This is a genomic window from Acinetobacter kookii (genome assembly GCF_900096895.1).
In the GTDB taxonomy this organism is placed as follows: Bacteria; Pseudomonadota; Gammaproteobacteria; order Pseudomonadales; family Moraxellaceae; genus Acinetobacter; species Acinetobacter kookii.
Map to the genome: position 1 here is coordinate 196,921 of NZ_FMYO01000003.1, position 13,202 is coordinate 210,122.

Below are 13,202 nucleotides of genomic sequence, written 5' to 3' on the forward strand. Positions count from 1 at the left end.
CTTTTTGTAATCTCCCTTGCGGAGCAATGCTCCTCACCCATCTTTGATAAAGAGGGACTTCCCAACTTTTATAATAAAGGAATAAACCTTTATTTTATGGAGGAAAGTTCCTCCCTTTCTTGCGCTTCGATTTAAAAGCAGTGCTTTAAAACTCGCTCAGGGAGGTTAGGAGGGATTTTTATTCAGCAATGATTTTTGCAGATTCAATCACAACGTTCTCTAGAGGAACGTCAGCGTGGTAGCCACGGTTACCTGTGCGAACGCCTTTGATTTCATTCACGACATCCATACCTTCAACCACTTTACCAAATACGGCATAACCCCAACCTTGAGCTGTTTTACCCGTGTGATTAAGGAAAGCGTTGTTTTTCACGTTAATGAAGAACTGAGCAGAAGCAGAGTGAGGAGCTTGGGTACGCGCCATAGCGATTGTACCTTCGTCATTGCTTAGACCATTGTCTGCTTCGTTTTCAATTGAATCACGCGTTGCTTTTTCTTTGAAATTTTCATCCATGCCACCGCCCTGGATCATGAAACCGTCAATAACACGGTGGAAAATTACGCCATCATAAAAACCATCACGAACATATTCCAAAAAGTTAGCAACAGTTTTAGGTGCTTTTTCTGAGTTAAGTTCAAGAACAATGCGTCCTTTATTGGTGTTTAATTCGACTTGAGGAAAACTCATTCTATAATCTCCTGATCATGGACAAAAAAGCCATGGGTTTTTGGTTGAGAGAAGCATAAGCAAACTGTAAACTACAAGGCAAGCAAAAACGTTATTTTCTTTGTTAAAAATGGAGAAAAGCGTTTTAATTATCCTATTTTATCTTATAGAAGTGATTTATCAACTATGAAGCCGAATGATGTTGTTTCATCCCTGCCAAATAACCCGACAACAAGTACTCAACCTGTCGATGCTGCGCAGCAAGAACAACAGCCTGGCTTAGATTTTGTACGCCAGGTCATTACTGACGATTTGGCAGCAGGCCGTACCCAGCAAGTGATCACGCGTTTTCCACCGGAACCGAATGGTTATCTGCATATTGGTCATGTGAAAGCGATTTGTTTGAACTTCGGTATTGCGCAAGAATTTGACGGTTTATGTAACTTGCGTTTTGACGATACCAACCCGGACGCAGAAGAACAAGAATATGTGGATGGTATTGCCAACGACGTAAAATGGCTCGGTTTTAACTGGAATGGTGAACCTCGCTATGCATCAAGCTATTTCGATCAACTGTACACATGGGCAGTGCAACTGATTGAACAGGGCGATGCCTATGTAGATTTGCAAACACCTGAAGAAATCAAGTTAAACCGCGGTTCATTTGTAGAACCGGGCAAAAACTCTCCATTCCGTGACGCGACTGTAGAAGAAAACCTGGCGCGTTTTGAACAAATGCGTAATGGCGAGCTGGGCGAAGGTCAGGCAGTACTGCGTGCCAAAATTGATATGGCATCTCCAAACGTACATATGCGTGATCCAATCATGTATCGGGTATTGCACTCTGAACATCATCAGACGGGTGATAAATGGAAAATGTACCCGATGTATGACTATGCGCATCCATTATCCGATGCCATTGAAGGTGTGACTCACTCTTTATGTACCTTGGAATTCCAGGATCACCGTCCATTCTATGACTGGATTGTGGAGAAGGTGAAATCTCCAGCCGTTCCACACCAGTACGAATCGAGCCGTTTAAATGTCGATTACACCATTACCTCGAAGCGTAAGCTGCGTAAACTGGTAGAAGGCGGCTTTGTACATGGTTGGGACGATCCACGTATGCCAACCGTAGTCGGTATGCGCCGCCGCGGTTTCACGCCTGAAGGTCTGCGTGATTTCTGTAAACGTGTGGGGGTGTCGAAGTCTGACGGTATTGTCGATGTGGCAATGCTGGAATACTGCATTCGTCAGTCTTTGGAAAATACCGCTGCACGCGGCATGGCAGTGTTGAATCCGCTGAAAGTGACTTTAACCAACTTGCCTGAAGATATGGATTTGACTCATGCACGTCATCCGAACGTCGACATGGGTGACCGTATCATTCCATTAACGTCTGAAATTTACATTGACCGTAAAGACTTTGAAGAAGCACCGCCTAAAGGCTTTAAACGCTTGATTCCAGATGGTGAAGTACGTTTACGTCATGCTTACGTGATCAAATGCAATGAAGTGATTAAGGATGAAAACGGTGAAGTGGTTGAACTGAAATGTTCAATCGATCCGGAAACTTTAGGCAAGAACCCGGAAGGCCGTAAGGTGAAAGGCGTAATTCACTGGGTTTCTGCAACCAAGGGTGTGCCTGCTGAGGTCCGTATCTACGACCGTTTATTCAATGAATCTGATCCGGAAGTGGGCGATGACTTCCTTGCCAACTTGAATCCTGACTCATTACAGACAGTTCAAGCGGTGATTGAACCTGCACTGGCTGAAGCGAAGCCTGAAGACCGTTTCCAGTTTGAACGTGAAGGTTACTTCGTAGCAGATCAATATGATCACACAGCAGTGAAACCAGTGTTTAACCGTATTCTGGACTTAAAAGACAGCTTTAAGCCTAAGTAAGGATAAGTTACACCCTTTCATCTTGCGCCAGATAAGGCGCATTTGCCGGCCGCAAGAGATGAAGCTGTGACTAACAAGCTATCTGTGATACAGTTAAAAATGAATTGAAATAAATATGCTAAAAGCTCAACTTCGGTTGGGCTTTTTCGTAAGCATAAAATGACCAGTCCTGACGGTAGTCACTTTATTGTGTGATCTTATTAACCAGGACTGTTTATTCTGGGAAAAATAATATTCAATAAGAACGTAAGCATGGCGATCACTAAAACAACAGGCTGAGGGGAATAAAAATGAGCGTTGTCATAGAAACCCAAATGTTAATTCGTAAACCCGTTGCAGAGGTGTTTAATGCCTTTGCTGATCCCGAAATCACCAGCAAGTTCTGGTTTACTTCATCTACAGGACCCTTGATTGAAAACACAACAGTAGACTGGTATTGGGAAAAATATGAAGTGACCAGCAGTGTGTATGTCGAACAGCTGATTAACAATGAACTGATCCAGATGATCTGGGGAGAGCCCAAGAGTACGGTAGACTTTATTTTTGAGAAATTAACCGTACAAGAAACTTATCTTCGCATTCGCAATTATGATATTCCCTTGCAAGGCTCAGACTTAATTGCTTTTGTGATTGAGCAAACAGGCGGTTTCACCACTGTGCTGGATGGCTGCAAAGCTTATCTGGAATATGGAGCGCAGTTAAATCTGGTCAATGACAAGTTTCCGCCCTTTGTCGAAATGGGGGTGATCTAAACCTACTAATCAACTGTTATGGATTGGTGATTCGTTGCTATGCAGATGGGGTATATGGAGTATATGGAGAAGTCATCTCCTTGAAGTTAAAACCAGCTAAAAGATCTGCATGTCTATGGGTAATTTAAATTTTATCCTGCAATGAGAAACGAGCCGGTGCAATCACTGCTTGGGATTCTGTTCTTTTAGCCAGAGATAATGCGGAATCCGTTTTTTTGCCTTATCACGTAACTTTTTCTTGATGTACAGCACCAATGCAAAACAGGTGGTGGTGAGGGTCAGCAACATGCTGTTCATAAAACTCATGAGTGAGCTGACATAACCGATGGTGGTTAAACGGTTCATCATGCGGATGACTTGAGGACTGCTTTCTACACCGGTAATGGCCCAGGTACACAAGTGTTCGCAATTGTTAATAATCAGATGATACTGGTTTTCGTTCATGCGAGAACGCATACGCCGTACCACTTTACGGCCGCGAAATTTAGGATTGTTATATTGCTGGATAATAATGGTTTTACCAAAACTGAATTTTTCCAGTGAGGTGATTTCAATGGGGCGTTTCTTAAATAAATGAGCAAAACCGGAATAGTGAATAACCCGGCCACGACCTGCATAAATGCCGTGATGAGAATATCCAAAGTGTTTAACGATAAGATGTGCCCCTAAAGGAAATCGTATTTTCTGCTGTTGCATGTTGACGTTTAGCCAATAAAGTTACAAATATGTTTTGTTGATGTAGTTTACTGCTTCTTTATAAAAGAATCGACTATTTCACCAAGCTGACAGACTTTTATATATCCATTACATCGCAGTATACAATGTCAGGACTCAGCATACCTCATGAGCCACAGCAACATGAAGAAAGTATTGTTAATAAAATGTGCAGTTGTCGCTTTACTCAGTTTTAGCAACCTCACTTATGCCGACCTTCATATCCAGCGCTGGCAAAATGAAGGGGTAGATGTTGATGTGGTCAAAATAGATCAGCCACAAAACTTGCGCCTGTTTTTAAATGATAACCAGACCCATCAACCGTTAGCTAAATTCCAGGCTGTGGCAAAGCAGCTGAAGCGATGTGAAAAGCTGCTCTTTGCCATGAATGCCGGGATGTATCATGCGGACTATTCTCCGGTCGGCTTATATATTGAAGCAGCTCGGCAACAGCAAAAACTCAACACGGTAAAGCAGGCATATGGCAATTTTCATCTGCAACCCAATGGGGTATTGGCATGGAATCGACATCACAGCCTGATTACCAAGACCGAAGATTATCAAAAGCTCAATTTTAATGCCGAATATGCGACGCAATCGGGACCGATGCTGGTGATTGACGGGCAGATAAATCCCAATTTTCTAAAAGATTCAGACTCGTTAAAAATCCGTAACGCTGTCGGGATTAAAGATCAAAGCTTATATTTTGTGATCAGTCGCAATGCAGTCAGTTTTTATCAATTTGCACAATTTTTTCAACAACAGCTTAAGGTGCAAAATGCCTTGTATCTGGATGGTTCAATCTCAAGTGCCTATATTCCGCAGTTAAAGCGTTCAGACTCATTGTTTCATTTAGGGCCGATGGTGGCCTATATCGATCAACAGAACTGTTCTACTGAATAATGAAATTCGCCAGCCATTAAAAAAGGGCAAATAAAAAGGCATTCAGTGAACTAAATGCCTTTATTTAGAGGGTTTAGACTCTATTGTTGAAGTGGTAGATGCTGTAATTCATTTAACTCTTTACGGCTATAACCTCTTGAAATTAAGACTTTCTTAATTCCAATGATGACTTTTTCATCTGTTGCTTTCGTTAAAGCTTCGATCAATTGTTCATTCGATTTACAAGAGCAATCATTTTCGACACAGGAAATCTGATTCTTGTGTTCGTTGTGCTGTTGATTAGCAGAAAACAGCTTTTGCCAAAAACTCATAGAGCCTTCATATGCAACCTAACATAGATCGAAATATATCCAGTTTTTTGAGGAATACAAGCCTATAACAGTGATAAAAGCAGCAATTAGACACAAATTTTTCCGATTCTGACACAATAATTTAACGGGATTATGACAGTTACTGCCAGATGAAGGTTTGTAAACATTTAATTTTCAATATCATAAAAAATGAAGCTCAGTTGAGCTTCATTTGTATATAAAACTAAAAATGAAATAAATTGTTTAAATCTTTTCCAGCAACACACCCGACTCGACGTGATGGGTGTAGGGGAACTGGTCAAACATCGCAAATTTGGTCACTTTATGCGTATGCGATAAGGTCTTTAAATTGTCCTCTAAAGTATCCGGATTACATGAGATATAAATGATCCGTTCAAAACGCTGCAGCAGTTTTAATGTTTCATTGTCAATGCCGGCACGTGGCGGATCAACAAATACCGTATCGAAGTCATAGCTGGTGATGTCGATTTCCGCTTCCTGCAAGCGGCGGAATTCACGTTCTCCATTATAGGCCTCGGTAAATTCTTCAGCCGACAAACGGGCTACCTGAATATTGTCAATCTGGTTGTGTTCAATATTCCACTGTGCCGCATAGACCGATGATTTGGCCAGTTCGGTTGCCAGTACGCGATTGAACCTGGTGGATAGTGGCAGGGTGAAATTACCGTTACCGCAGTACAATTCCAGTAAGTCTTTATCTGACTGTTTGGCCGCGTTACAAGCCCATTCCAGCATCTTTTGACAGACTTGAGCATTGGGCTGGGTAAAGCTGCTTTCGATTTGCTTGTATTGATAGGTACGACCCAATACTTGCAGTTCTTCTACGACAAACTCATCACTTAAGACCACTTTTTGACCGCGGCTACGGCCAATAATTTTGATTTTCAGTTTTTCAGCCAGCTGTTTTGCCAAGCTTTCCCATTCGGCATCCAGGGGACAGCGATAAACCAATGAAACCAGCATTTCGCCTTTTAATGTCGCCAAAAAGTGAACTTCAAACAAGCGTTTAGACAATACCGCATTGCTTTTCAGTTCTTGCAGCAAAATTGGCATCAGCTGATTAATGCTTTTATCTGCAATCGGAAATTCGTCAATGCGAATGACCTGTTTTTGCTGATCTTCACTGCGTTCAAACATCGCATAAAACATATCGTCCTCAGTATGCCAAATACGGAATTCTGCACGCATACGGAAGTTTTGTTCAGGCGACGGAAATACTTCTAAAGAAGGAGGATTAAACTCGGCAAATTGAGCAGAAATACGTGCAATCTTGGCATCAAGTTGTAACTGATAAGCTGAAGTCATATGCAGTAAAAATCACAAACACATTGAAAACAGGGATGGTAACAAAGTTTGCATCAGATGACTAAACTTATTCCCTAATAAGCAGCACAAATATACAGTTTGAACTTAAATTCAAATATGTTTTTTGATCTTGCGTATGATCAAGGCGGAGGTTGATTAAAAGACAAAAATCAGCAGTATTGGAACGGTTCCGGAATCAAAAAGAAACCAAGTCAACCAGACCAGGGAGAAGTTGACTTGGCAAAGAGGAAACGACAGCTGGATCTGTTGTCCAGCGCTAAAGCTATTTAAATTTAAGTTGAAGTAGAGCTTTTAATTTAAACTTTTAATTTAAGGTCATCAGGCTGGCATTGCCTCCTGCAGCTGCGGTATTGATGCTGATCGCGCGCTCAATCACCAATCGTTCTAAAGGAATATCATGATCCAGCGGTTTTAAATGCGTGACGCCGATAATTGCCCCGGAACGGCCAGCAATTTGAGTTTGCAAATGTTGCAGTTGGGCTTGGGTGCCGTGATGCAGTACCGCATCAAAATCGCCGCTTTCGATGTTCCGGATTACGGCAAAACGCTGTGCAATTTCTTTGGGCATTTTAGAAAGATATTTGAGCACAAAGGTATTCTCGGCCAGCACCACTGGTTGACTGCCAACCGCAAAAATTGCCGCCAGTTGCTGAATCTGATCCTGTTCCTGCTCTGCCAGAGACAGCACACGTTTTCTTGGCAACACCACATATTGATTGCTTTCACCAGTCGGGCCTTGCAATTCATAATGATGGCCAGAACAGAATGCAGGGCACGGTTGCAATTGATATTGCGGGAAGGTTTTTTCTGCCCAGGTGTAAAACACGTCATATAAAGGCTGATGCGCTGGCTGTGTAACCTGTGTCTGAGTCGCAAATGGTTGAACCAGTTTTTTCGCAGAGCAGTGCTGCATCAAACGATACAGGTAAATTGGGCCGCCGGCCTTAGGACCCGTACCGGACAAGCCTTCACCGCCAAAAGGCTGAACACCGACCACCGCACCGACAATATTGCGGTTGATGTATAAATTGCCGACTTCTGCATGTGCAATCACGGTCTGAATGGTTTCATCAATACGGGTATGCAGTCCCATGGTCAGGCCATAACCTTTGGCATTGACCTGTTCAAGCAGCTGTTCCAGTTGACCGTATTTGTAGCGGATGACATGTAAAACCGGACCAAATACTTCACGCTGCAAATCGTCCAGATTCGGCAATTCAATCAGGGTAGGCGGAATGAAAGTCCCTTGTGCCAGAGCTTGATCCTGTCCGGGATTCAACATCAGCTGATGTACGGCATGACCTTTACTCCGCATTTGATCAATATGTTTCTGAATATTGCTTTGTGCCTCAAGATCGATCACCGGGCCGATATCGGTTTTTAACAGCAACGGATTGCCTACGCGCAGTTGCTGCATCGCGCCTTTCAGCATCTGAATGACACTATCGGCATTGTCTTCCTGCACACAAAGCACACGCAGGGCTGAACAGCGCTGACCGGCACTGTCATAAGCCGAGCTGACCACATCCAGAATCACCTGTTCGGTCAATGCGGACGAGTCCACGATCATGGCATTTTGACCGCCTGTTTCCGCAATGAGTGGAATAGGCTGGCCCGACGTACTGAGTCGTTGAGCCAGGGTTTTTTGCAAAATTTTGGCAACCTCGGTAGAACCGGTAAACATGATGCCTTGAATACGCTTATCTGAACTTAATTGCGCACCAACGGTTTCACCCTGACCCGGAAGAAGTTGCAGCACATCTTGAGGAACGCCGGCTTGCCACAAAATTTGAACCGCTTGAGCAGCAATAAGAGGGGTTTGCTCAGCCGGCTTGGCAATCACGGTATTTCCGGCCACCAGTGCCGCTGAGATTTGCCCGGTGAAAATCGCCAAAGGGAAATTCCAAGGACTGATGCATAACACCGTGCCTAGGGGCTGAATCAGGGCGTCATCATCCAGATCGATGATTTGAGCGGCGTAATAACGCATGAAGTCGATTGCTTCGCGAACCTCTGCAATGGCATTGGCATAGGTTTTACCACTTTCACGGCAGAGTAAAATCATCAATTTCTGCAAACGCGATTGCATGATATCCGCTGCACGCTGTAAGCAAGCAGCACGCATGTCTTTCGGTAGATTGCTCCATTCAGCTTGTGCATTCACGGCCTGATCCAGGGCCTGATTGACCTGATCAGCGCTTGCTTCCTGTACATGACCCACAATATCTAGATGATCGGCAGGATTCACAATAAGAAGTGACTGTGAGCTTGTCTCAGTTGAGCCATTTTCAAGACCGAGGTTTTTCCCCAAGGCTTTGGCCTGCCATTGATGCTGACTCAGGTTGTGTGCAGTCTGGTTAAGGTCGGTCAGGTCATGATCATTGGCTAAATCCAGACCCGCCGAGTTTGGACGTTTATCGCCGTATAAATCAGGGGCCAGGGGAATAGCAGGGTGCTTCTGACCCACCTGTGATTCTTTGGCTGCATTTTTCAAAATTTCTGCATGCGGATTTTCAATCAGATCTTCAATTTTTAGGCTTTTGTCGGCAATGCGATTCACGAAAGAGGTATTGGCGCCATTTTCCAGTAAACGTCGCACCAGATAAGCCAGTAAGGTTTCATGATTGCCTACAGGGGCATAGATACGGCACGGCACCCCCAGCTTGTTATCCGTTTTATTGCCCACCACCTGTTCATACAGCGGTTCGCCCATGCCATGCAGGCACTGGAATTCATATTGACCGTTGTAATATTGGTCCGGATTGGCCAGATGGTAAATGGTTGCCAGAGTCTGGGCATTATGCGTCGCAAACTGCGGGTAAATCTGCTCTGGCGCAGCCAACAGTTTTTTCGCACAGGCAATATAGGAAAGATCGGTATGCACTTTACGGGTAAATACCGGATAATCGGTCATGCCCTCAATTTGGGCTTTTTTGATTTCACTATCCCAGTAAGCACCTTTGACCAGACGGATCATCAGGCGTTTTTGACTGCGTTTGGCTAAGTCCACTACATAGTCCACCACGTAGAAGCAGCGTTTCTGATAGGCCTGAATTACAAAGCCAATGCCTTTCCATTCGGCAAGGCCAGGCTCAAAACACAGTCGCTCCAGTAATTCTAAAGAAATTTCCAGACGTTCGGATTCTTCGGCATCAATATTCAGGCCAATATTGTAGCGTTTTGCCAGTTCTGCCAATTGCAGCACTTTTGGATACAGCTCATCATGCACACGGTCTATCTGCGCGCGCTGATAACGTGGATGCAAGGCGGAAAGCTTGATGGAAATGCCCGGGCCATCATAAACATCTTTGTCTTTGGAAGCCTGACCAATGGCATGGATGGCATTGCTATAATCCTGAAAATAACGTTCAGCATCATGTTCGGTCAGCGCGGCTTCACCGAGCATGTCATAGGAATAGCGGAAACCTTTATCTTCTAAAGGTTCTGCATGTTCTAGCGCTTCCTGAATGGTTTCACCGGTAACAAACTGCTCGCCCATCATACGCATGGCGACATCCACAGCCTTGCGGATAATCCCGCGGCCACTACGTGCCAAAAGACCGGTCAGGATGCCAGATAAACTTTTTTGTTTAGGCGTTTCCATCAGTTTGCCGGTCAGCATGAGGCCCCAGGCAGCCGCATTGACAAACATCAGGCTGCTTTGCCCCACATGCTCTTTCCAGTTACCCTGATTGATTTTGTCACGAATCAGCAAGTCACGAGTGGCACTGTCCGGAATTCGCAGCAAGGCTTCCGCCAGACACATCAGGGCAATGCCTTCCTGAGAGGAAAGTGAAAACTCCTGCAATAATCCCTGTACGATCCCGGCTTTACCATTCGAGCTTTTGCGTTCGCGCAGGGTGTGGGCAAGGTCGAATGCCAGATCATAAATGCGCTGGTTCAGCTGTTCAGAAATCTGGCTATGTTCGAGTAAATGTTCAATACAGTCAGGTTCAGCACGGCGCCAGGCAGTATTTACCTCAACTTCATAATCATTTTTTTCTTTGAATTCGGTAATATATCCAAAGTGAGGTTTTGCCTGGTCAAAGCGGGTTTCAGTGTCCATCATATTCATGCCAACATCCTGTGACTGCCAAATTTTTGTTGAGTAAAATGCTTTATATAATTTATGATTACAGAAAGAATGCCGAATAACTCACTATAATTTTGGTTTATTTTAGAGAATAATGCTGATGCGCAGCCCGATTTTTACCCTGGATCGAACAGATATCAAAATTTTAGATATTCTGCAAAATGATGGTCGGATTTCGAATATCAAACTGGCCGAAGCGGTGAATTTGTCCCCGACTGCGGCCTTGGCCAGGGTACAGAAACTGGCCAAAGATGGGTTTATTCTGGGCTATGAAGCCAAGCTGAATCCTGACATGCTGAATGCCAGTTTTGTGGTTTTTGTCGAGATTTTACTGGACAAAACCACCCCCAATGTTTTGGAAGAATTTTCTGATGCGATCATGCAATATCCTGAAATTGTGGAATGTCACATGATCAGTGGCGGATTCGACTTTGTGGTGAAAATCCGCTGTGCCAATATGGAAGAATTTCGGAAAATTTCAGGGCAGGTACTGTGGCAGCTTCCCGGAATTAAGGAAACACGAAGCTATCCGGTGATGGAAGTGATTAAGGAAAGTTCCAAAATTTATCTGAAAACCAAAGGATAAAAAATAAAACAAAGGGGCTTAATGCCCCTTGATGTTTATCCGGTGAAAGAAATTATCCTGCAATACTTATCTAGCATTCTCGGACTGGGTAGGCAGCTCATTTTGCAATTCTGCCATTTCTTTCTTGTACAATTCGTCTGCCTGTTCAAAACGCTGAATCACTTCTTGCGAAGGTGCTTTTTCTAATAAGCTGACCACGACAATGCTTGTAAATGACAGAATAAAACCGGGAATAATTTCATACAAACCGGTGCTGGCCATGGTGTTTTTCCACACAATCACGGTAATTGCACCGACAATAATCCCCATAATCGCGCCGTTTAAGGTCATGCGTTTCCAGAACAAGGACAGGATAATCAGCGGGCCAAATGCAGCACCGAAACCGGCCCAGGCATAGGCAACCAGACCTAGAACCTTACTGTTTGGATTGCTTGCCAGAATAATGGCAAGTATGGCAATCGCCAGTACCATCAAGCGTCCAACCCAAACCAGTTCCTTTTGCGAAGCATTTTTGCGTAAGAATGCTTTATACAAATCTTCCGTCAGGGTGCTGGAGCAGACCAGAAGCTGACAGCTCAGGGTACTCATCACCGCAGCTAAAATGGCGGCCAAAATCACGCCTGCAATCCAGGGATTAAACAGAATTTTGGTCAGTTCCATAAAGATGGTTTCAGGATTCTGGGAAACCACGCCTGCAAGTTCTGCATGATGCTGGAAGTAGGCAATGCCAATAAAACCGGCTCCGACTGCACCCCCTAGACATAGAATCATCCAGCTCATGCCAATACGACGTGCTGCCGGAATGGTCTTGACTGAATCTGCTGCCATAAAACGCACCAGAATATGCGGCTGTCCAAAATAGCCTAAGCCCCACGCCAGTGATGATAAAATGGCGACCGTACTTAATCCTGAAAGCATATTGGTGGCATGCGGGCGAGCCGTTTCAATCATTGTGGCAAACTGCTGGCTATGATCACCGATGGCCATATAGGCCATGATCGGCGTCAGCAGCAGCGCGAAAATCATCAGTCCTGCCTGAAAGGTATCGGTCCAGCTAATCGCTAAAAAACCGCCGATACATACATAGCTGATGGTGGCAATTGCACTGATCCAGAGTGCCGTCGTGTAAGACATGCCAAAAATACTTTCGAATAATCGTGCACCTGCCACCATGCCTGACGCGCAGTAAATGGAGAAAAACACCAGAATCACCAGAGCCGAGATCATCCGTAATATACGCTTGCGATCCCCAAAACGACTGGTGAAATAGTCCGGCAGGGTTAAGGCATTGTTCTGTACTTCGGTATGCACCCGTAAGCGGCCGGCGACCAGCAGCCAGTTCAGCCATGCGCCAATAATCAGGCCAATTGCAATCCAGGCTTCCGACAAGCCTGAAAGATAGATTGCACCGGGTAAGCCCATGAGCAGCCATCCACTCATATCGGAAGCGCCTGCGGAAAGGGCGGTGACCACGCTGCCCAGACTGCGTCCGCCCAGAATGTAATCTGAAAAGTCGGAGGTGGCTTTATAGGCATACAGTCCTATACCGACCATGGCAATAATATAAAAAATAAATGTGATGAGGGTGGGGTTCAGTTGACTCATGGGCGCATCCTTATGTCCTTATGAATACCATCTTTCCGAGATGAATTTTTGTGCAGGTTCAGTCAGGCGCTGATTCAAACATAAAATTGAAATTACCTTCTGTAACATTTCTAAGGGATTTCATGACGTGTTATGTAGCGGAATGTATTTTTAGATACAATTGATAAAAATTTAAGAAAATAAATAATTTATAAGCATGGTACTTAATGTCATTCATCTTGTTCGGATAATTGTCTACTGTGAATTGAAAATGACGCTGAAAGATTTTTATGCCTGATTTTTTAATGATGCAAATTGGAAGCGCTAAGATAGTTTCATG

Annotated in this window: 10 protein-coding genes; 4 read left to right on the forward strand and 6 right to left on the reverse strand. The window is 44.3% G+C overall.

The window, feature by feature from the left end; genetic code table 11:
• Positions 1–178: 178 nt before the first annotated feature.
• Positions 179–688: a peptidylprolyl isomerase gene (locus BLP85_RS07085; RefSeq protein WP_092819418.1), complete on the reverse strand. Its 510-nt coding sequence runs from the start codon at positions 686–688 to the stop codon at positions 179–181.
• Positions 689–853: 165 nt separating this feature from the next.
• Here BLP85_RS07085 and BLP85_RS07090 point away from each other — a divergent pair, with 165 nt between their 5' ends.
• Positions 854–2,572 (forward strand): glutamine--tRNA ligase/YqeY domain fusion protein, encoded by a 1,719-nt coding sequence (locus tag BLP85_RS07090; RefSeq protein WP_092819419.1) that lies wholly within the window; start codon positions 854–856, stop codon positions 2,570–2,572.
• A 290-nt stretch (positions 2,573–2,862) separates the two neighbouring features.
• Entirely contained in the window at positions 2,863–3,324 is a 462-nt protein-coding gene (locus BLP85_RS07095; protein ID WP_092819420.1) for an SRPBCC domain-containing protein, read from the forward strand.
• Between the two features lie 162 nt (positions 3,325–3,486).
• Here BLP85_RS07095 and BLP85_RS07100 read toward each other — a convergent pair whose 3' ends face one another.
• Positions 3,487–4,020 carry a lecithin retinol acyltransferase family protein gene (locus tag BLP85_RS07100; protein ID WP_092819421.1) on the reverse strand — a complete coding sequence of 178 codons (534 nt, stop codon included), beginning with the start codon at positions 4,018–4,020 and terminating at the stop codon, positions 3,487–3,489.
• A gap of 162 nt (positions 4,021–4,182) precedes the next feature.
• Here BLP85_RS07100 and BLP85_RS07105 point away from each other — a divergent pair, with 162 nt between their 5' ends.
• Positions 4,183–4,941 (forward strand): phosphodiester glycosidase family protein, encoded by a 759-nt coding sequence (locus BLP85_RS07105; protein WP_092819422.1) that lies wholly within the window; start codon positions 4,183–4,185, stop codon positions 4,939–4,941.
• Between the two features lie 80 nt (positions 4,942–5,021).
• Here the strand turns inward: BLP85_RS07105 and BLP85_RS07110 are convergent, their stop codons facing one another.
• The 3 genes from BLP85_RS07110 to putA form a co-directional block, all read right to left on the reverse strand.
• Positions 5,022–5,252 (reverse strand): hypothetical protein, encoded by a 231-nt coding sequence (locus tag BLP85_RS07110; RefSeq protein ID WP_092819423.1) that lies wholly within the window; start codon positions 5,250–5,252, stop codon positions 5,022–5,024.
• A gap of 243 nt (positions 5,253–5,495) precedes the next feature.
• Entirely contained in the window at positions 5,496–6,578 is a 1,083-nt protein-coding gene (trmA, locus tag BLP85_RS07115; protein WP_092819424.1) for a tRNA (uridine(54)-C5)-methyltransferase TrmA, read from the reverse strand.
• 325 nt (positions 6,579–6,903) lie between these two features.
• Positions 6,904–10,674: a trifunctional transcriptional regulator/proline dehydrogenase/L-glutamate gamma-semialdehyde dehydrogenase gene (gene putA, locus BLP85_RS07120; protein WP_092819425.1), complete on the reverse strand. Its 3,771-nt coding sequence runs from the start codon at positions 10,672–10,674 to the stop codon at positions 6,904–6,906.
• Positions 10,675–10,792: 118 nt separating this feature from the next.
• Here putA and BLP85_RS07125 point away from each other — a divergent pair, with 118 nt between their 5' ends.
• Complete coding sequence (locus BLP85_RS07125; protein WP_092819505.1) at positions 10,793–11,278, forward strand: Lrp/AsnC ligand binding domain-containing protein; 486 nt, start codon at positions 10,793–10,795, stop codon at positions 11,276–11,278.
• A gap of 66 nt (positions 11,279–11,344) precedes the next feature.
• Here BLP85_RS07125 and putP read toward each other — a convergent pair whose 3' ends face one another.
• On the reverse strand, positions 11,345–12,883 hold the full coding sequence (gene putP, locus BLP85_RS07130; RefSeq protein ID WP_092819426.1) for a sodium/proline symporter PutP: 1,539 nt from the start codon (positions 12,881–12,883) through the stop codon (positions 11,345–11,347).
• Positions 12,884–13,202 lie beyond the last annotated feature (319 nt).

Coding starts and splice junctions, on each gene's coding strand:
- BLP85_RS07085 (WP_092819418.1), bottom strand. CDS start 688: ATGAGTTTTCCTCAAGTCGAATTAAACACCAATAAAGGACGCATTGTT.
- BLP85_RS07090 (WP_092819419.1), top strand. CDS start 854: ATGAAGCCGAATGATGTTGTTTCATCCCTGCCAAATAACCCGACAACA.
- BLP85_RS07095 (WP_092819420.1), top strand. CDS start 2,863: ATGAGCGTTGTCATAGAAACCCAAATGTTAATTCGTAAACCCGTTGCA.
- BLP85_RS07100 (WP_092819421.1), bottom strand. CDS start 4,020: ATGCAACAGCAGAAAATACGATTTCCTTTAGGGGCACATCTTATCGTT.
- BLP85_RS07105 (WP_092819422.1), top strand. CDS start 4,183: ATGAAGAAAGTATTGTTAATAAAATGTGCAGTTGTCGCTTTACTCAGT.
- BLP85_RS07110 (WP_092819423.1), bottom strand. CDS start 5,252: ATGAGTTTTTGGCAAAAGCTGTTTTCTGCTAATCAACAGCACAACGAA.
- trmA (WP_092819424.1), bottom strand. CDS start 6,578: ATGACTTCAGCTTATCAGTTACAACTTGATGCCAAGATTGCACGTATT.
- putA (WP_092819425.1), bottom strand. CDS start 10,674: ATGAATATGATGGACACTGAAACCCGCTTTGACCAGGCAAAACCTCAC.
- BLP85_RS07125 (WP_092819505.1), top strand. CDS start 10,793: ATGCGCAGCCCGATTTTTACCCTGGATCGAACAGATATCAAAATTTTA.
- putP (WP_092819426.1), bottom strand. CDS start 12,883: ATGAGTCAACTGAACCCCACCCTCATCACATTTATTTTTTATATTATT.